This window comes from Pseudobacter ginsenosidimutans (genome assembly GCF_007970185.1).
GTDB classification, from domain to species: domain Bacteria; phylum Bacteroidota; class Bacteroidia; order Chitinophagales; family Chitinophagaceae; genus Pseudobacter; species Pseudobacter ginsenosidimutans.
Window position 1 is genome coordinate 2,273,343 of the sequence record NZ_CP042431.1, and the last position, 20,601, is coordinate 2,293,943.

Annotated in this window: 15 protein-coding genes; 5 read left to right on the forward strand and 10 right to left on the reverse strand. The window is 48.4% G+C overall.

All coding sequences use genetic code 11. From position 1 onward, the window contains the following. Window positions 1–33: 33 nt before the first annotated feature. Complete coding sequence (dxs, locus tag FSB84_RS09345; RefSeq protein ID WP_130541819.1) at window positions 34–1,962, reverse strand: 1-deoxy-D-xylulose-5-phosphate synthase; 1,929 nt, start codon at window positions 1,960–1,962, stop codon at window positions 34–36. Window positions 1,963–2,195: 233 nt separating this feature from the next. Here dxs and FSB84_RS09350 point away from each other — a divergent pair, with 233 nt between their 5' ends. The 4 genes from FSB84_RS09350 (at window position 2,196) to FSB84_RS30980 (ending at window position 6,709) form a co-directional block, all read left to right on the forward strand. Then, window positions 2,196–3,248 (forward strand): sensor histidine kinase, encoded by a 1,053-nt coding sequence (locus FSB84_RS09350; protein WP_130541818.1) that lies wholly within the window; start codon window positions 2,196–2,198, stop codon window positions 3,246–3,248. Window positions 3,249–3,256: 8 nt separating this feature from the next. Further along, the gene (locus FSB84_RS09355; RefSeq protein ID WP_192909907.1) at window positions 3,257–3,991 is read left to right on the forward strand and encodes a LytR/AlgR family response regulator transcription factor; all 735 of its coding nucleotides are present in this window, start codon (window positions 3,257–3,259) and stop codon (window positions 3,989–3,991) included. 36 nt (window positions 3,992–4,027) lie between these two features. After that, the gene (locus FSB84_RS09360; protein ID WP_130541817.1) at window positions 4,028–5,311 is read left to right on the forward strand and encodes a M20/M25/M40 family metallo-hydrolase; all 1,284 of its coding nucleotides are present in this window, start codon (window positions 4,028–4,030) and stop codon (window positions 5,309–5,311) included. A gap of 792 nt (window positions 5,312–6,103) precedes the next feature. Beyond that, complete coding sequence (locus tag FSB84_RS30980; protein WP_341273667.1) at window positions 6,104–6,709, forward strand: ATP-binding protein; 606 nt, start codon at window positions 6,104–6,106, stop codon at window positions 6,707–6,709. Window positions 6,710–6,713: 4 nt separating this feature from the next. Here the strand turns inward: FSB84_RS30980 and argH are convergent, their stop codons facing one another. The 9 genes from argH to FSB84_RS09410 form a co-directional block, all read right to left on the reverse strand. Then, window positions 6,714–8,015 carry an argininosuccinate lyase gene (argH, locus tag FSB84_RS09370; RefSeq protein ID WP_130541816.1) on the reverse strand — a complete coding sequence of 434 codons (1,302 nt, stop codon included), beginning with the start codon at window positions 8,013–8,015 and terminating at the stop codon, window positions 6,714–6,716. Further along, on the reverse strand, window positions 8,012–9,085 hold the full coding sequence (locus FSB84_RS09375; RefSeq protein WP_130541815.1) for a M20 family metallo-hydrolase: 1,074 nt from the start codon (window positions 9,083–9,085) through the stop codon (window positions 8,012–8,014). The genes argH and FSB84_RS09375 overlap by 4 nt, the downstream gene beginning before the upstream one ends. Beyond that, the gene (argB, locus tag FSB84_RS09380; RefSeq protein WP_192909908.1) at window positions 9,078–9,863 is read right to left on the reverse strand and encodes an acetylglutamate kinase; all 786 of its coding nucleotides are present in this window, start codon (window positions 9,861–9,863) and stop codon (window positions 9,078–9,080) included. Before argB ends, FSB84_RS09375 begins: the two co-directional genes overlap by 8 nt. A 6-nt stretch (window positions 9,864–9,869) precedes the next feature. Further along, the gene (locus FSB84_RS09385) at window positions 9,870–10,841 is read right to left on the reverse strand and encodes a Rossmann-fold NAD(P)-binding domain-containing protein (protein ID WP_130541813.1); all 972 of its coding nucleotides are present in this window, start codon (window positions 10,839–10,841) and stop codon (window positions 9,870–9,872) included. Window positions 10,842–10,849: 8 nt separating this feature from the next. After that, window positions 10,850–12,004 carry an aspartate aminotransferase family protein gene (locus FSB84_RS09390; RefSeq protein ID WP_130541812.1) on the reverse strand — a complete coding sequence of 385 codons (1,155 nt, stop codon included), beginning with the start codon at window positions 12,002–12,004 and terminating at the stop codon, window positions 10,850–10,852. Between the two features lie 21 nt (window positions 12,005–12,025). Next, window positions 12,026–13,036, reverse strand: coding sequence for an N-acetyl-gamma-glutamyl-phosphate reductase (gene argC / locus FSB84_RS09395; protein WP_130541811.1), 1,011 nt, complete (start codon window positions 13,034–13,036; stop codon window positions 12,026–12,028). 2 nt (window positions 13,037–13,038) lie between these two features. Next, window positions 13,039–14,238, reverse strand: coding sequence for an argininosuccinate synthase (argG, locus tag FSB84_RS09400; RefSeq protein ID WP_130541810.1), 1,200 nt, complete (start codon window positions 14,236–14,238; stop codon window positions 13,039–13,041). An 18-nt stretch (window positions 14,239–14,256) separates the two neighbouring features. After that, a complete protein-coding gene (locus FSB84_RS09405; protein ID WP_225980027.1) occupies window positions 14,257–14,979 on the reverse strand; it encodes a GNAT family N-acetyltransferase in 723 nt (240 codons plus the stop codon). Window positions 14,980–15,407: 428 nt separating this feature from the next. After that, entirely contained in the window at window positions 15,408–16,166 is a 759-nt protein-coding gene (locus tag FSB84_RS09410) for a phosphoglycerol geranylgeranyltransferase (RefSeq protein WP_130541809.1), read from the reverse strand. A 932-nt stretch (window positions 16,167–17,098) separates the two neighbouring features. On the opposite strand from FSB84_RS09410, the gene FSB84_RS09415 reads away from it, so the two are divergent. Then, window positions 17,099–20,476 carry a vitamin B12-dependent ribonucleotide reductase gene (locus FSB84_RS09415; RefSeq protein ID WP_130541808.1) on the forward strand — a complete coding sequence of 1,126 codons (3,378 nt, stop codon included), beginning with the start codon at window positions 17,099–17,101 and terminating at the stop codon, window positions 20,474–20,476. Window positions 20,477–20,601 lie beyond the last annotated feature (125 nt).

Sequence of the window (20,601 nt, forward strand, 5' to 3'; positions counted from 1 at the left end):
CTACAAACCCTCCATAAACTTTAAAACAGGGAATTACAATTTAACGTTTACTTGAACTTTCTCACCCACCATTTCACGAACGGCAGCAACTATGCCGGCTGCATCGTAACCACATTCGCGATACAGTTCTTTGGGGGTGCCATGCTCCACGATCCTGTCCGGGATACCGAGCATCTTCACGTCGGCCTTGTAGTTATGTGCCGCCATGAATTCGAGAATAGCGCTGCCGAATCCTCCTACTACTGTACCGTCTTCCACCGTTACGATCTTGTTGTACTTGCTGAATACTTCGTGCAGCAGGTCTTCATCGATAGGCTTCACAAAACGGAGATCATAGTGAGCTGGATCGATGCCATCTGTTCTGAGTTCACGGATGGCAGTAGTAGCAAAATTGCCCGGGTGACCGAAAGAGAGAATAGCGATTTCCTTTCCGTCTTTGATCTTGCGGCCTTTGCCGATGGTGATCTCTTCGAGCGGTGTTCTCCATTCAGGCATCACGCCTTCTCCGCGTGGGTAGCGGATGGAGAAAGGAAAATCGTTCTTTTCCAGTTGGGCGGTATACATGAGGTTGCGCAGCTCCTGTTCATTCATGGGAGAGCTCACCACCATATTGGGGATACATCGGAAGTATGCGATATCGTAGGCTCCGTGGTGTGTGGCGCCATCTTCTCCTACGAGACCGCCTCTGTCCAGACAGAAAACAACAGGCAGGTTCTGGATGGCCACGTCATGGATCACCTGGTCGTATGCGCGTTGCATGAAAGAAGAATAGATATTGCAGAACACGCGCATGCCCTGTGTGGCCATGCCGGCGCTGAGGGTAACGGCATGTTGTTCGCAGATGCCCACATCGAATGCGCGATCAGGCATTTTCTCCATCATGAATTTGAGGGAGGAGCCGGAAGGCATGGCGGGTGTTACACCGATAATGCTTTTGTTCTGTTCGGCCAGTTCGATAATGGTATGACCGAACACATCCTGGTATTTCGGAGGCTGCGGAACTTCGAATGATTTCTTGTAGATCTCGCCGGTGATCTTATCGAACAGACCGGGCGCATGCCAGCGGGTCTGGTCTTTTTCCGCGAGTGAATAACCCTTACCCTTCACCGTTACAATGTGAAGGAGTTTGGGGCCGGGAATATTCTTCAGATCATGGAGCGTGTCTACGAGCTTGGAAATATTGTGTCCGTCGATAGGTCCGAAATAGCGGAGCTTCAGTGCTTCGAACAGATTGCTGTTCTTGTTGATGAAGCCTTTGATGCTGTGCTCGATCTTGCTGGCCATTTCGCGGGTGAAGTTCTTACCAACGGGCAGTTTGCCGAGCGCTTTCCAGATATCGTCCTTGAATTTATTGTAAGTCTGTGAGGTAGAGATATCGGTGAGATATTCCTTGAGCGCGCCCACATTGGGGTCGATGCTCATGCAATTGTCGTTGAGAATGATGAGCACATCGGAGTCTGCAACGCCTGCGTGGTTCATGCCTTCGAATGCAAGACCGGCGGTGAGTGCGCCATCACCGATCACGGCTACGGCTTTGCGGTTCTCTCCTTTGATCTTTGATGCCATTGCCATTCCCAGTGCAGCGGAGATGGAAGTGGAAGAGTGCCCCACACCGAATGTGTCATACTCGCTTTCTTTCCTGTTGGGGAAACCGCTGATACCATTGTATTTCCGGTTGGTAGGGAATGCGTCGCGGCGACCGGTAAGGATCTTATGTCCATAAGCCTGATGGCCTACATCCCAAACCAGTTGGTCATAAGGAGTATTGTAAATATAGTGCAGTGCAACAGACAGCTCTACTACCCCCAGACTTGCAGCAAAATGCCCGCCATGAACACTCACTACATCGATGATGTACTGACGCAATTCATCACAAACCTGATGCAACTGTTCCCGGCTCAATTGTTTAAGATCGGCCGGAGAATTGATCATGCTGAGTAGCGGGCCTGGGGCAATGTTCATTTCCAAATGAATTTAATGGTCAAAAATACGGCTAAATTTTAAAGTTTCAGGCCTAATCCTTCCGGGGGATTTCAGGCGGGAGCCCGTTCCGGAAACTTTAACAAATACGCTCGTTTCTTCCGACAAAAGACATACATTGACATGCCGATAAGCTAATTATACGGCCATATATCCCAAATACGGCATATGGCCTCCTCAAAAACGTAGATTTGTTGGGATCCGATCTTTCGAACATGGCTAAAAAAATATCATATTACTGGCTCTGCCAGATCCTGGGCTGGAGCGCGTTCATTCTGGTCTATATCTTCTTTTATCTGACCCTCCGTAACCGGGAAACACCCTATTTCTATGAGGTACTCTTCCTGGAAGCAGCTATCGGATTCCTGGTGACCCATGTGATGCGTAGTTTCATTCACCGGTTCAAACTGGTGGACAAGCCCATCAATGAACAGGGCTTCTACATTTTTTTCGTTTCATTTGTATTTGCCGTGATCTACGCGGCTTTGGGCACAACGCTGGAACGGGTGCTGAGTTTCGAACCGCCCAAGCAGGCCGAGCTGGCGCTGGTCAATAAGATCCTTCGAGCAGCTTTGGGCTGTTTCCTGTTTGTGCTGATCTGGAACCTGATCTATTTCGCTTATCACTATATCGTCCGCGCGAGAGACACGCAACTGGATCGTGTAAGGCTTCAGTCGCTGGTAAAAGAACTGGAACTGAAGACCATCAAAGCGCATATCAATCCTCATTTCATATTCAATGCCCTCAACAGCATCCGCGCCCTGATAGATGAAAATCCCAATCGCGCCCGCAATGCCATCACGGAGCTCAGCAATATCCTTCGCAGCAGTATGCAGGCAGAAAAGCAGGAGACCGTTCCTTTCGAGAAGGAGCTCAGTATCGTGAAAGACTACCTGGCGCTGGAATACATCCGGTTTGAGGACCGCCTCAAAGTGGAATACCAGATAGATGAAGATACCCTGGACCAGCCCGTTCCACCCATGATGCTGCAAACCCTGGTTGAAAATGCCATCAAGCACGGTATTGGCAAGCAAATCAGCGGAGGCGTGGTGAAGGTGGTGTCTGACTTCAGGAACAATTTCCACGAACTGATCGTGCAGAATACCGGTCACCTCAATGGTTATGTGAATACAGGCGATGGGTTCGGCCTCAGCAGTACCCGAAACCGCCTTCAATTATTGTTTGGCGAAAAAGCTAACTTTGAAATAAGACAGGTAGACAGCGGACTGGTAGAAGCCCGCATACTCATACCTGTTGAAAATATTTAACCAGGTATATGATCAGAGCCATCATTATTGACGACGAACGCCTCGCCCGCAATGAGCTGAAAAAACTGCTCACCGAATTCCCGGAAATCGAAGTGGTGGCAGAAGCCGCCAATGCCGGAGAGGGCATCGAGAAAATCGAAAATATAAATCCCGACCTCATTTTCCTGGATATCTCCATGCCAGGCAAAACAGGTTTCGATATGCTGTCTGAGCTGGACCGCACCCCTCACGTGATCTTCACCACCGCTTACGATGAATTTGCATTGAAAGCTTTTGAAGTGAATGCCCTGGACTATCTCCTTAAACCTGTTGAGCCCAAAAGGCTCGCTGATGCTATCCAGAAGTTACACCAGCATGAGGACCGCGACCAGCTTCCCGTGAACCCTGCTAACGTGAACCACTCCGTACTGAGTGAGAACGACCAGGTGTTTGTGAAAGATGGCGAACGCTGCTGGTTTGTGAAGCTTTCCGAAATTCGTTTGTTCGAGAGCGTTGGGAACTATGCCAAAGTCTATTTCGGGCCCAACAAGCCGCTGATCCTGAAATCTCTCAATGCGCTGGAAGAAAGACTGGATGAAAAAACATTCTTTCGCGCCAACCGCAAACATATTGTGAACCTTCGTCTGATCGACAAAATTGAGCCTTATTTCAACGGTGGCCTGCTGCTGGAACTGAAAGGAGGTGAGAAGATAGAAGTCAGCCGCCGTCAGACTGTGAAGTTCAAGGAAATGATGAGCCTTTAGCCTGTTGCTCAAAACAAAAACACTGAATACATCCCCATGCAGAAAATTCTCTCCATTGTAGCTATGCTCGCTATCGGGCAGGTTACCTACGCACAATCCATTGACCAGATCATCAATGCCACGGAAGTGGAAAGGATCGAAAAGATCCTGTCCGCCGATGATATGCAGGGCCGCCGCACCTTTACTCCCGGCATCGATAAAGCTGCCGATTTCATTGCAGCCGAATTCAAGAAAGCAGGACTGCAGCCTGTAAAAGGTGATTCCTGGTTCCAGGAATTCGCGATGATAAAACCGAAATTCCTGAATGCCAATGGCACGCTCAATGGCAATGCCATCCCTGAAAAGAATATCGTGGCGCTCAGCTCACAGAGCAATATCAAAGTGAATGATAAATCCGGCTGGACAAAAGTGAACATCGGAGAAGCAGACACGCTGTTCCCTGTGGTGATGCGTCTGCTGGATTCCAGAAAAAATTATTTCGTTACCGTGCACGAGAAACATGGCAGGATGTTCAATGGCCTCAAGCGTTTCCGCGAGCAATCATTCGAATCTCCCTCCAATATCGTACTGGTGCTTTCCAACGAAACAGCCAATACATATTCCGTTGAGTTCAACCAGGAGATCACACGAGCACCGCTGAAAAATGTGGTGGGCATTCTGCCCGGGAAGAAAAAGAAAAATGAATATGTGATCTTCTCCGGTCACTATGATCATCTTGGGATCGGTAAGCCCAATGAAGCCGGCGACTCCATCTTCAATGGCGCCAATGATGATGCTTCCGGTGTTACTGCCGTGATCTTGCTGGCGCAATACTATGCCCAACAAAAAGACAATGAGCGTACACTGGTATTTGCAGCCTTCACTGCTGAAGAAGTAGGTGGATTTGGATCGAAACATTTCTCCGAGCAGTTCGATCCTTCCAAAGTTATGGCCATGTTCAATATCGAAATGATCGGCACCGAAAGCAAATGGGGCACCAACTCCGCTTTCATCACCGGTTATGAAAAAACTGATATGGGCGCTATCCTGGAAAAAAATCTTCAGGGCTCTGCTTTCAAATTCTATCCTGACCCCTATCCCGATCAGCAACTGTTCTATCGTTCAGACAATGCAACGTTGGCCAGACAAGGAGTTCCGGCGCATACCATCTCCACGTCAAAAATGGACAGTGAAAAATTCTATCATACACAGGAAGATGAGATCGAAACGCTGGATATGAAGAACATGACGGAGATCATCAAATCCATTGCTGTGAGTGCAAAATCCATTGTTGCAGGAAAGGATACGCCTTCGAGAGTAGATACAAAGCAACTGAGATAAATAATAGAAATAATGAAGATGCCGGCTGGTTGATGTTTATTCAATTAGCCGGCATTTTTATTTGGTTGATGAAATTTGGTTCTTTTCTTAACTTCATCTCATGAATAAGGTATGACTTGCTGAAAACGTTGAGTGATCTCCAGAGTTTGCCGGGCGAAAATGAAGTTGTAGAGTCTAAGGAAGCCAAAAATTCTTTCGACTTCAAATAAACCAGGCAAGTACTTTTCTGCAATCTCAAATGAAGCTAACTTAAGTGGAAAGCGATTTGGTTGGCTGGTTTTTGGTATAGAAAACAAGAATCGAAGTATTATAGGTACTCAATTTCGTCTCAATAGAAAAGACTTAGATAGCCTTAAGTCTGAATAGCTAACAAGACTACAAACCGAATCTCATTCATAGAAATTTATGAATTGCAGACCATGCAAGGTCAGGTTATTATTATGGGAGGGATGATGAAGAGATCAATGCATTTAATGTTGATGAGTTTGAGAGGATTCGCTCACAAGCTTTAGCAGAAGATTGGAGTGCTGTTACCATACCTGATGCAAGAATTGACGATTTGGATCCTATTGCAAGGATCCGGAATCTAAAATACCGTTATTTAAAAGAAGGAACGCTTTTCCCTGAAGAGGTGGATCAGTACGAGCCTTATGCGATACGTGAAGCAATTAATAATTGCATTGCTCATCAAGACTACACAAAGTCCGGACGCATTAACCTGATTGAGTCCGATGATCAATTGATGTTTAGTAATGTTGGGAGTTTTATTCCAGGAACCGTCGAAAGGTTGTCATTGATGATTCTCCTGAGGAACGGTACCGGAATAAATTCCTGGTTACTGCTATGTTTAATCTAAAGATGGTCGATACTGTAGGCGGAGGGATCAGGAAGATATTTAATTTCCAGAGGTCCAGGTTTTTCCCATTGCCTGATTACGATCCAAGAGATGGAAAAGTAAGAGTGAAGCTTACAGGTAAGATATTAAATCAGGAATATACAAGAGGGCTTGCTACTAATACAGATCTTAGATTAGAAGAAATTATTTTGCTGGATAAGGTTCAGAAGAAAATTCCTCTTAATAACGAAGAAGAAAAGCATTTGAAAGGAAAGGGATTGATAGAAGGAAGAAAACCTAACTTTATTATCTCCCAAAATGTGGCAGAAAAAATTGGGAAGAAGGCTGAGTATTCTAAAAATAAGGGTCTGGATGATGCTTATTACTTAGACTTTGTCGAAAAATCCATCCGGGAGCACGGCTATTTAAACAGGAAAGATATTGATGAGTTGCTTTGGAAAAAATTGCAGGAATGGATGAATGATAAGCAAAAGAAGAATAAGATCAATAATCTTCTTTCTAATCTTCGCAATTTTTCTAATAATTTTTCAAGGCCCCTCTAAATAATTAGAAGAATCTGCTAATCACCTTCTCCATCTCCTTCACAATCTCTTCATTGCACAAATTCCCCAGACTACCCTCATGCGTATGATGTAACTGTTTCTTATAATCGAAGCTGAATTTACCTTCTTCAATATCATTACCCACCTGTTTGTAGGCTTCGCGGAAAGGAATGCCTTTGTTCACCAGTTCATTCACGGCTTCCACACTGAAGAGGTATTTGTATTTCTCATCGTCCAGAATTCCATCTTTCACGCTCATATTGGAGAGCATAAGATGCATCATTTCCAGGCATGCTTTCAGCTCTTCTATTGCCGGGAAAAGAATTTCCTTGGTGAGCTGAAGATCGCGATGGTAGCCGCTGGGCAGGTTGTTCACCAGCAGTGTAAGCTCATTGGGAACTGACTGGATGCGGTTGCATTTGGCGCGGATCAGTTCAAATACATCGGGGTTCTTTTTGTGTGGCATGATGCTGCTGCCGGTAGTAAGCTCGGAAGGGAAAGAAATGAATCCGAAATTCTGGTTGATATACAAACAGCAATCCATTGCCAGCCTGCTCAGGGTATTGGCGATGTTTCCGATCCCCTGTCCAACAATGCGTTCTGTTTTGCCGCGGCTCATTTGTGCGTACACAGCATTCCAGTTGAGGGTGCCGAATTGCAGCAATTCGGTTGTGCGTGTGCGGTTGAGCGGGAATGAAGATCCATAACCGGCGCCGCTTCCCAGCGGGTTCTTGTTGGCCACATAGTAAGCGGAGGCTAACACATCCAGGTCGTCCACCAGACTTTCAGCATAGGCGCCTAACCATAAGCCAAATGATGAAGGCATGGCGATTTGAAGATGTGTATAACCTGGTAAGAGAACAGCTTTATGTTTTTCGCTGAGGTTGATCAGCAGGTCGAACAGTTTTTTTGTGGCATCTTTGATTGCCAGCACCTCGGAACGCAGGTAAAGCTTGATGTCTACGGCCACCTGATCGTTCCGGCTACGGCCGCTGTGGATCATTTTACCTGCTTCGCCGATGCGCTCGGTGAGCATCAGCTCCACTTGAGAATGCACATCTTCCACATGTTCTTCAATGCGGAACCTGCCGTCTTTGATCTCCTGCAGGATATTTTCCAGTTCACGTACCGCTTTTGTGGCATCTTCCTTACTCATCAGTCCAACCTCTCCGAGCATGGTCACATGCGCGATGGAGCCCTGCACATCGAAAGGCGCAAGAAGAATATCGAATTCCTTATCACGGCCTACCGTGAAGCGTTCGATCTGTTCAGATGTGGATGTGCTTTCTTTTTGCCACAGTTTCATAATACCTGGTTTAAGAGATCAATGTATAATGCAATTCCTTTTTCTATTTCTTCGATATTGATGAATTCATCGGCAGTATGACTACGTGCTGAATCACCGGGGCCCATCTTCAATGCCTGGAAAGGCATGAGGGCTTTGTCTGAAGTAGTGGGCGAACCATAATAAGTTCTGCCGAGTTTGATGCCTGATTGCACCAGCGGATGTTCCAGTGCGATACTGGTAGAACGGAGGCGCGTACTGCGCGGCGTTACTTCGCTTTGAATATTTTCGCGGACCACGCTCAGGATCTCTTCAAAGGTGTAGAGTTCATTCACGCGAACGTCTACCACAAATCTGCATTGGGCGGGCACCACATTGTGCGCCTTGTTATCGGTTTCAATTACGGTCACAGAAGTTTTTACAGGGCCAAGCAGTTCAGAAACTTTCGGGAACCTGTAAGTACTGAACCATTCGATATCCCTCAACGCTTTGTAGATGGCGTTCTCTCCTTCTTCGCGGGCGGCATGTCCGGCTCGGCCATGAGCAATGCCATCGAGCACCATCAATCCGCGTTCTGCTACGGCCATCTGCATCAGTGTAGGTTCTCCTACAATGGCGCAATCGATGGGCGGCAATTCGGGTAATAATATTTCGATCCCTTCTTTCCCGCTGATCTCTTCTTCTGCAGAAGCGGCAAAGAGCAGGTTGTACTTCAGATCGTTTCGGTCATAAAAATGAAGGAAGGTTGCCAGCAGGCTCACCAGCGGGCCACCAGCATCATTGCTGCCGAGGCCGAAGAGCTTTCCATCCTTTGCGATGGGCGTGAAGGGATCGAGTGTATAACCTTTGTTGGGCTTTACGGTGTCGTGATGGGAATTAAGCAACAGTGTTGGCTTACCCGCATCAAAGTGTTTATTCACGGCCCACACATTGTACTTAAACTGTTTTGCTTCAATGCCGCGTTCTTCGAGGAATATTTTGAGGATACTGGCAGTATCCTGCTCTTCCTTGCTGAAAGAGGGCGTGGCGATGAGTTGCTTCAGCAATTCGATCGCACTGTGCTGCAGATCCTGTAGAGAATGATTATTCATGTACGATGCTTGTGCCGGCTGCTCCGGCTATCAGTGCTGGCAGTTCTTCCGCTTTTCCGATGATAACTTTTCCTACGCCACTGCGGATGGCTGCAAAGGCATTGTCCAGTTTAGGGATCATGCCTGCAAATATTTTTTCAGTTGATTTCAGTTCCTGGTAGTAGCTGGGGTTGATAGAGGGAATGACGGTGCTGTCGTCATTCGCATCCAGCAATACACCGCTCTTCTCGAAAGAGTAGATCAGTTGTACGTTATAATGTGTGCTGAGTCCTTTTGCAGTTTCCTGTGCAATGGTGTCTGCATTGGTGTTCAGCAGCTGTCCTTTACCGTTATGGGTGATTGGAGCCAGTACTACAGCCATGTTCAGGCTGAGGAGTGCGTGCAGCAGTTCTGCATTCACTGCATCCACATCTCCGGCAAATCCGTAGTCAATACCGGCTTTTTCGCGCTTGTGTGCGAGGATGGCGTTGCCGTCTGCGCCGGTGAGGCCGATGGCATTGCATCCGTGAGATTGCAGTGCTGCCACCACGCGTTTGTTGATATCGCCGGCATACACCATCGTAACGATCCTGAGGGTCTCTGCATCGGTAATGCGACGGCCTTCAACCATCTGTTGCGGTACGTTCATTTTCTCAGCAAGCTGTGTAGCGAGTTTGCCGCCACCGTGCACGAGTATCTTCTTCCCGGGCAATGCTGCAAAGGATTGCAGGAAGTCTGCCAGTTTCTCTGAATGGTCGATAATATTACCACCGATCTTGACTACGTACAGTGTTTCCAATATTGCTTATTTAGATTGGAGGATATTCGACAATACTGCCTGCGCTGCCCAAACGCGGTTGGACGCCTGCCGGGTAACGATGCTGTTGGGGCCGTCAAGGATCTCATCACTGAGCTCCACGTTCCTTCTCACAGGAAGACAGTGCATCACCTTTGCATTATTGGTGGTGCTCAGTTTTTCGTTGGTGAGCATCCACGCAGGATCATTGCAATAGATTTTGCCGTATTCGTTATTGAAAGTGCTCCAGTTCTTAACGTACACGAAGTCTGCGTCTTTGAGCGCTTCCTCTTGATTGTGCGTGATGGTGGCGCCATTGGTGAACTTCGTATCCAGTTCGTAATCCTCCGGATGGGTGATCACAAAGTCTGCATTGCCCCATGCATTCACCCATTGGGAGAAACTGTTGGCAACACACTGTGGAAGCGGTTTCACGTGGGGAGCCCAGGTGAGTACGATCTTTGGTTTGCGGCCTGCAGGCAAGGGATTTGCTTTCAGGGTCTCCGTGATAGTGATAATATCGGTAAGGCTCTGCAATGGGTGTAATGTAGCGCTTTCCAGGCTCACTACAGGAATGCCGGCATAGCGAATGAACTGGCGGATGAAGAGCTCGCTGTAATCGTCTTCGCGGTTCTTGAGCGAAGGGAAAGTGCGGATGGCGAGAACATCGAAATATTTTCCCATGATCGGCGCTGCATCCTTCACGTGTTCCACAGTGCTGCCGCTCATGATGGCTTCGTCTTCGAATTCCAGCGCCCATCCTTCACTACCGATATTGAAAACAATGGCTTCCATTCCGAGGTTCTGTGCCGCGATCTGCGTACTCAGCCTGGTGCGCATACTGGGATTCAGAAAGAGCAGGCCAATACGTTTGTTGGCGCCCAGTTGTTTATCCAGCAATGGTTGTTGCTTGTAAGCCAGCGCCTGGTTCACCAGTGCGGGAATGTCTTGTACGTCTTCAGCAGAGATGAATTGTTTCATTGGTGGTGTCAGTGTGCGGGTGAAGAAACCATGGATGCGATAGTGGCTTTGATGGCCATCAGGAACTGGTCTGCGTCTGCTTTGGTCAGCGCCAGTGATGGCAGGAGACGGATCACATTGCCCTTGGCTTCGCCGGTGAATATCTTGTTTTCCCAGAGTAATTTCTTGCGGAGGTCTTTCAGGTGCTCGGGTACATCGAAGCCGATCATCAGTCCTCTTCCGCGAACATTTTGCAGTTCGGGGATTTGTTTAAGTCCCTCCATTAGGTAGTTACCTGTTTCAGCGGCGTTCTCCATTAATTTCTCTTTTTCCATTACCTCCACCACAGCTAACGCTGCTGCACATGCGAGATGGTTGCCTCCGAATGTAGTGCCAAGCATGGAATGCTTTGGCTGGATCTCAGGAGCAATGAGGATACCGCCGATGGGGAAGCCGTTGCCCATACCTTTCGCCATGGAATAGATATCGGCATTCACACCTGCAAAATCATGTGAAAAGAATTTACCGCTTCTTCCGTATCCGCACTGGATGCCGTCTGCGATATACACAGCACCATATTCAGTACAGAGGCTGCGGATCTTTTTCAGGAATTCAGGACTGGCCACATTGATGCCGCCAACGCCCTGGATGCCTTCGATGATCACTGAAGAGATCTCGCTGCCCTGTTCCTTGAAGCAGGCTTCGAGTGCGGCTTCGTCGTTATAAGGTAAAAAGATGATATTCGGGTTCTGGTTAACAGGCGCTACGATAGCGGGATTGTCTGTAGCCGCCACTGCCAGCGATGTTCTTCCGTGGAAACCTTTTTTGAAGGTGATGATCTTCTTACGGCCATTCACAAACGAAGCGAGCTTGAGCGCGTTCTCGTTCGCTTCAGCGCCTGAGTTCACCAGGAAGAGCTGGTAATCTTCTTTACCGGAAAGCTTTCCGAGTTTGGCAGCCAGTTCTTCCTGCAGGGGCATACGTACGGAGTTGGAATAGAATCCTACCTTGTTCAGTTGTTCCGTCAATCGCGCCACGTAATGCGGGTGTGTGTGGCCGATAGAGATCACGGCGTGGCCGCCATACAGGTCGAGATACTGCGTTCCCTGGTCATCCCACACGTTGGAGCCTTTAGCTCTCTCGATAGTGATGTTGTTGATGGGATAAACGTCGAAAAGTTTCATTATGCTGCTTTTTCCTTTGTTCTAAAAATAGTTTGCTTTCAGCCTGAGGCCCGCACATTCATCCAGTCCGGAGATCAGGTTCATGTTCTGAACTGCTTGTCCGGATGCACCTTTCAGGAGATTGTCGATCACGGAGTGTACTACCAGTTTGCTGCCTACCTTCTCCAGCTGGATCACACACTTGTTGTTGTTAACCGCTTGTTTGAGGAAAATAGGCTCCTTGCTGAGGATGGTGAAAGGCGCGTCCTGGTAGAAATCTTCATAGAGTTTGTAGAGCTCGGTTTCGCTGAGATCACAATCAACCTGTGAGCTGATGAAGATGCCGCGGGTGAAATCACCGCGCCAGGGAATGAAGTTGAGATCACTTTCTTTCTTTCCTTTTTCATTGGCAGCTCCGAAACCGGGTTGCAGTTGATCAAGGCTTTGGGAGATCTCCTTCACATGCTGATGTGTGAGCGTTTTGTATGCCCCGATATTGTTCGCCCTCCAGCTGAAATGGCTGGTGGCCGCGAGGCTTTGTCCCGCGCCGGTGGAACCAGTTATACCAGTGGTATTGATCTGTGCCAGCAGGCCGGCTTTGGCCAGTGGTAACAATCCAAGCTGGATGGCCGTGGCAAAACAGCCTGGATTGGCGATATTGGTCGCGTTGCGGATGGCTTCCTTATTGAGTTCGGGAAGACCATATACAAATGTCCTGTTATCGATAGTATGATTGGGCAGCAGGCGGAAATCCTGTGAAAGATCGATGATCTTTACATTAGGAGCGATGGTATTCTCCTGGAGGAATTTCCTGGCTTCGCCATGACCCACGCAAAGAAAGAGTACGTCGATATCCTGGTTTAGATCTGCGGCAAATACCAGCGGTGTTTCGCCTACAAGGTCCTGGTGGATGGAGCTGACGGGTTTTCCTGCGTTACTGCGACTATGGATGAACGATATATCGGCATTAGGGTGGTTGATCAGCAACCTGATCAGTTCACCGCCGGTGTAACCGGCTCCGCCAACGATACCGATGGATATTCTTGACGCCATGATTATTGCTTGTTTTCTTCTGTTACTGCATTCCAGATAGCTGTCTGGTTACCGAAGATCTTGGAGAATCCTCTCACGTCTTCGCCGCTCCAGCCATTGTTCATTTCTCCGTACTTGCCGAATTTGCTGCTCATGAGATCGAATTTGCTTTCGATGCCGATGATCTGGAAACGGTAAGGTGCGAGATGAACATACACATCACCGGTTACATTCTGTTGTGCGTTCTCGAGGAAGGCTTCGATATCACGCATAACGGGATCGAGGATCTGACCTTCATGAAGCCAGTTGCCGTAAAACTGTGCCAGCTGGTCTTTCCAGTTGAGCTGCCATTTGGTGAGCACATGTTTTTCGAGCGCGTGGTGCGCTTTCAGAATAACCATTGGTGCTGCTGCTTCAAAACCTACGCGGCCTTTGATACCGATAATGGTATCGCCTACGTGGATATCACGGCCAACACCGTAAGCGCCGGCAATGCTTTGCAGGTACTGGATGGCTTCGGCAGGATGTGCGAATGCTTTTCCGTCAACCGCTTTCAGCTCACCTTTCTCAAAAGAAAGCTTCACTTCGCGCTCATCTTTGGCAGTAACCTGTGTGGGCCAGGCTTCTTCGGGGAGCATGCCTTTGGAGTTGAGGGTTTCTTTACCGCCAACGCTGGTGCCCCAGAGGCCTTTATTGATAGAGTACATGGCTTTGTTGAAATTCATATCAACGCCTTTACCCTTGAGGTATTCGATCTCTGCTTCGCGGCTCAGTTTGAGATCGCGGATGGGAGTGATGATCTCCACGTTGGGGATCATGATATGGAAGATCATGTCAAAACGGACCTGGTCGTTACCGGCACCGGTAGAACCGTGGGCAACTGCTTCTGCTCCGAGTTTCTGAACATGCTCAGCGATGTGAACTGCCTGTACCAGACGTTCTGCGCTTACACTTAAGGGATAAGTGTTGTTCTTGAGAACGTTTCCGTACACGAGGTATCGGATGATGCGATCATAATATGATTTAACGGCATCCACTGTTGTGTGGGTTTTCACACCAAGCTTGTAAGCGTGCGCTTCGATCTGTTTCAGTTCTTCTTCGCTGAAGCCGCCGGTGTTCACAATAATGGAATGCACTTCATAACCTTTATCTTCTCCGAGATATTTAACACAGTACGACGTGTCAAGGCCGCCGCTGAATCCGAGTACAATTTTCTTTGCCATCGCTTTCTTCCAAATGGTTTAAAAATTAAAGATCTGTTGAAACAGTTTTTTTGATTTGTTGGCAGGTTTGCCGTCTTTGTCTTTACTGTCTTTATTCAGGAAAGGTTGCAGGAATTTCCACTGTTTGAAACGGAGGAGTCTTTCCAGTACACTTTTCTTTTCTTCAAAGAATTCTTTTGTTTCCTGAGGCTGATAGTGATCTTTGGGATCGAAGAGCATTGCCGTACACATGCAGTTCTTTCTCTCTTTGCTCATGAGGATCTCATAGTTCACACAGCTTTTGCAGCCTGCCCAGAAAGCTTCGTCCTGGGTAAGCTCGGAATAGGTAACAGGTTCATAACCCAGCTCACTGTTGATCTTCATCACAGCCAGACCAGTGGTAAGGCCGAAGATCTTGGCTTCAGGATATTTCTGTCTGGAGAGATCGAAGATCTTGCGCTTGATCATCTTGGCCAGTCCGCCCTTTCTGAAGTTGGGGGAAACGATCAGTCCGGAGTTGGCAACATATTCGCCATGGCCCCAGGTTTCGATATAGCAAAAGCCGGCCCATACGCCATCCTGGTTGAAGGCGATGACGGCTTTCCCTTCGCGCATTTTCAGTTGAATATATTCAGGGGATCTTTTAGCGATGCCCGTTCCTCTTGCTTTGGCAGAGGAAGCCATTTCATCACAGATGATCTGAGCAAAGCTCAGATGGGATTCATCGGCTATAAGAACCTGGAATGTTTGTTGAGTTTCCATTTATGGCTCTACAATAAAAAGGGTGAACAATGACGAGACAATTCAGATGATGCAGTGAAGGAACGCAGGACTACCCGCCAGAGGCCGGGCTCACATAGTTCCAATAAATGATCAGGGGGATACTATGGTAATTGAGTATCAACGTCGTACATGGACGGGAACAGGCTGAAAGTAAAAAACTGTACGGAGCTGTACAGGAAAAATCCCACGCACTATAGTGCTGGCGGTGAGCGCCATCACATCAGCGAGTGTATAGTGGAGATTTTTTTGCATTTCTCTATTAGATGTACTTTGAACTCAAATTTTTTTGACAGCACAAATGTAAATACGTTTTTTGGTTTACACGGGTTTTTAAGTGTAAAATTTTCGTTTACAATTTCCTGCCCGCCCTGGGGCGGCGTGGAGGCAACAGCTTCAAAGGCAGCCTTTTATTTGCTGGTAACGGGAATGGAGTGGATTGCGGCGCTCATTTCGCGGATCAGCCCGGCGTCTTTTTCGATGGCATTGCCGATCACGATCACGTCTGCACCGGCCTTGCAATTGCGGTAGGCCTTCTCCGGATCTGTAATGCCGCCACCGATCACGAGGGGCACTTCAATCACCTTTGATACGTGTTCGATCATGCTTTCGGTGATCGGTCTCCTGGCGCCGCTGCCGGCATCCATGTAGATCAGCTTCATGCCCAGCATCTCGCCGGCCATGGCTGTACACATGGCGATTTCATTCTTGTCTGCCGGAATAGGCGTTGCATTGCTGATATAACTCACGGTAGTGGGAGCTCCACCATCGATGACCATATAACCGGTGGAGATGATCTCCAGCCCGCTCTGCTTAACCTGGGGCGCAGAGATGACGTGCTGCCCGATCAGCAGTTCCGGATTACGGCCTGAAATGAGAGAAAGGTATAAGAGTGCGTCCGCATGTCTGGACAACTGGGAGGGGGATCCCGGGAATAATACCACGGGTATATTACATTCTTTCTTTACCTGCATAACCACCTCATCGAGGTGATTGGAAACAACCAGGCTACCGCCGATCAGGAGGTAGTCTACGGATGCGTCCATTGCCAGGGTTGTTAATTCAGTGATCTTTTCTACGGTCACTTTATCCGGATCAATGAGAACGGCAAACGATTTATGTCCTTTCGCTTTCTGTAAGAGTAGTGATTGGTAAATACGATTCGTCATGCCTGTGCTATTGGATCTATGCAAAAATGCGAAAACTTTTCCGTAATAACGAGGGTGAATTTTACTCTCTGTCAGGGACATATGAATTTTTGTTTTTCTCATTTTGTTTTGGTGGCCGGTTGGGGGTGTTGGACGGGCTGACAAAACAAACCACCGCAGGTGGGGTTTTATGGGGATGGGTTGGTAGGATCGGCGGTGGTGCCGGGATGAGCTGTGGAGCTTTTGTTTTGAAGGCCCGGCCCAACATCCCCAACCCGGCCAGGGGCACTATGAGTGGGCAGAAGGGAAAACAAAAATTCAAATGCCCTGCAGAGAGTGGGTGGTGGGAGGATGGTGGTGGAGGTGCAGCAGGGTGGATAGTTTGGGGAGTTGTATTAATTGTGTGGTACTAACATGGTGGGATATGCGGTGGGGAAATGGACAGATGGTGCGGGCTGTATTAAAGCATCATTAAGTTTTGAGGTAATGGGAAAATACCCAATTGCAGTGTATGCATCCGGAGATGCCGGATGAATCCTTACTATGATGAAATTGTTGGGGTTTTATATTTCGTATATAGATAGGCGTTATGGCGGAATCTGGTATCAGATTTGAAGGGAAGAATTTTCTTCGCACAAAAAAATGATGTTGGTGAAGCTGAACAAAATTCAGGTATGGCTGTAATTCAATGGCCATTCCCTATAACCGGCACGGGTATTGAATTAGTACGATATAAATAATACAGAAATTTATAATGAAAAACAAAAAAAACTTTGCCGGTTTGCGGGCCGGTAATGCCGGTAAAATCCAGGAATGCAATGCCAGTAAGCGATAGCTATTTTCCACATCTCTTATCCACAGTTTGTGCATATTTAAGAGGCTGGATTTTGAATACCAAAAGATACTTTCGTTTTCCCTCATTCACTAATCTCTAACGTTTAATTACTAACCTTATGACTAATAAGAAGCAATCTGGCAAGGGTTTGCAGTTCAGCCGTCGCTTTACCCGGGAGGGTACCGATGTGTTTGACCTGTTCGAGTACGATTACCGTACCTCCGTGATCCGCAATCCAAGCGGGGAAGTGGTGTTTGAAATGACCAATGTAGAGGTACCGAAACAGTGGTCGCAGATTGCTACAGATATTCTCGCCCAGAAATATTTCCGCAAGGCAGGAGTGCCGCAGGCCGATGGCTCCACAGGCCGCGAGACCTCCGTAAAGCAGGTTGCTCATCGTATGGCCAACTGCTGGCGGGTATGGGGCGAACGTTATGGTTATTTCGCATCAGCCAAAGATGCACAGGTCTTCTATGAAGAACTGGTGTATTGTATCCTTAACCAGTCCTGCACACCCAACTCTCCGCAATGGTTCAATACCGGCCTCTTCGAGAGCTATGGCATCAAGGGCAAACCACAGGGCCATTATTATGTGGACCCGGTGGATGGTAAACTCAAAAAATCTACTTCTGCATATGAGCGTCCCCAGCCACACGCCTGCTTCATCCTCAGCGTAGAGGATGACCTGGTGAACGATGGCGGTATCATGGACCTCTGGATGCGTGAAGCACGCATCTTCAAATATGGAAGCGGCGTGGGCACCAATTTCTCCCATATCCGCGGAGAAGGCGAAAAGCTCAGCGGCGGCGGAACTTCCAGCGGCCTCATGAGCTTCCTGAAGATCGGCGACCGCGCAGCAGGCGCCATCAAGTCAGGCGGCACCACCAGGCGCGCAGCCAAAATGGTCTGCCTGGACCTCGATCACCCCGAAGTGCTGGACTTCATCAACTGGAAGATGGAGGAAGAAAAGAAAGTGGCTGCCCTCATCGCTGCAGGTTACCCCAGCGATTATGAAGGCGAAGCTTATCGCACGGTGAGTGGACAAAATTCCAATAACTCCGTTCGCATCCCCAACGAGTTCTTCACCAAACTGGAAAATAATGAAGACTGGGAACTGAAGGCACGCACAGATGGCCGCGTGATGAAGAAAGTGCCTGCGCGTGAAGTATGGAACCAGATCGCTTATGCCGCCTGGCGCTGCGCAGACCCCGGCACTCAATACGATACCACCATCAATGAATGGCATACATCTCCGAAAGGTGGCCGTATCAACGCTTCCAATCCCTGCAGCGAGTACATGTTCCTCGACAATACCGCCTGCAACCTTGCTTCCGCCAATCTCCGCAAATTCTACGACGAGAACACCAACACCTTCGATGTTGAAGGTTTTGAATATACCTGCCGCCTCTGGACAGTAGTTCTGGAAGTGTCTGTGCTGATGGCGCAGTTCCCTTCCAAAGAAGTAGCGCAACTCAGCTATGATTACCGAACTCTCGGTCTGGGATATGCGAACCTCGGCTCCATGCTGATGGTGATGGGTATCGCTTATGACAGTGAGGAAGCGCGCGGCATTGCGGGCGCACTCACAGCTATCATGACGGGGATTGCCTACAAAACATCCGCTGAAATGGCCGGTATCCTCGGGCCCTTCGATCGATACAAAGAGAATGCAGAAGATATGATGCGTGTAATGCGCAATCACCGTCTTGCTGCTTATGATGCAGATGAATATGAAGCGCTGAGCGTAAAACCTGTTGGCATCAAAGCGAAATATTGCCCGGATTACCTGCTCAAAGCCGCTACCAAGGCCTGGGATGAAGCTGTTCAACTGGGTGAGCAATATGGCTATCGCAATGCACAGACCACGGTGATCGCACCTACCGGCACTATCGGCCTGGTAATGGATTGCGATACTACCGGTGTTGAACCTGATTTCGCACTGGTGAAATTCAAGAAACTTTCCGGCGGCGGTTATTTCAAGATCATCAACCAGTCTGTTCCCACGGCCCTCAAGAACCTCGGCTATGCACAGAAGGAGATCGAAGCCATTGTGAAATATGCAGTAGGCGCCGGTAACTTTGCAGGCGCTCCGCATATCAACCACCAAACGCTCAGTGAAAAAGGATTCATCGCCGAAGAGATCAAAAAACTGGATGCAGCTGTTGGCTCAGCTTTCGAGATAGGTTTCGTATTCAATGTTTATACGCTTGGAGAAGAATGTCTGCAACGCCTCGGTTTCAAACCCGAGCAGTATTTCAACTTCGAATGGAGCTTGCTGGAAGCACTCGGCTTCACCGATGAACAGATCGAAGCAGCCAATGATTATGTTTGCGGCACCATGACCGTTGAAGGCGCGCCATATCTCAAAGCTGAACACCTTCCTGTTTTCGATTGCGCCAACAAATGCGGCAACAAAGGTCAGCGCTATATCCATGCGCATGGGCATATCCGTATGATGGCCAGCGCACAACCATTCCTCAGCGGCGCCATCTCCAAAACCATCAACCTTCCCAACGAAGCGAAAGTGGAAGAGATTGCCGATGCTTATATGATGAGCTGGCAGCTGGGCCTCAAAGCCTGCGCCCTCTACCGCGATGGCAGCAAACTCAGCCAGCCACTCAGCAACAAGAGCGACAAGAAAAAGAAATCAGAAGAAGATACTGCCGCAGCAGAACAACAACCCGTTGCTGAACAGCAGCAGGAATCCATGATCGTTGACATGAGCAAGCTCACGATCCAGGAACTCCTTGATGAAGTTCAAAAACGTGTACAGGCTTCTCCCGATACAAAACTCAAACGTCAGCTGGCCCGTATCGTAGAGCACAGAACGCTGCCGGCTAAACGAAGAGGCTATACGCAGAAAGCCAAGATAAACGGACAAACCATCTTCCTCCGCACCGGTGAGTATTCCGACGGAACTGTGGGTGAGATCTTCATCGATATGGCAAAAGAAGGCGCCACCATGCGCAGCATGCTGAACTGCTTTGCCATTGCGGTGTCTATCGGCCTTCAATATGGTGTGCCGCTGGAAGAATTCGTGGATAAGTTCGTGTTCACGCGTTTTGATCCTGCGGGAATGGTGGACCATCCGAATATCAAGAGCACTACTTCCATTGTCGACTTCATCTTCCGTGCACTGGCGTACGAGTACCTGAAGCGCTCAGACCTGGTGCATGTGCTGGACAGACCTGAAGTGATGAACACCGGTACAGATGATTGGGATGAAATTCCTACTTCGCTGGAGTATGATAAAACAACGCCCGAACTGAGTGATGTTCGTGTGTTGGCAGCCAAGTCCGGGTACAAAGCGCCGGAACCTGAGCCTGCCAGGAATCGCGCCGTGAAAGCGGAAACCGGAGGCCTCGATGCAATGAACGCAGCAGCCAAGAGCATGCAAAGCGATGCGCCTGCCTGCAATACCTGCGGCCACATCACCATCAGGAGCGGCACCTGCTACAAATGCCTGAACTGCGGCAATAGCATGGGCTGCAGCTAAACTGGAATGAAACCTCTGCAAATACTGACCCGTCAGGAAACTGGCGGGTTTTTTCTGCATATTGCTTACATGGCTGAGCCGATTAGTTGTATTATTCGGCTCAAAAAATGACTAAATTTGAGCCG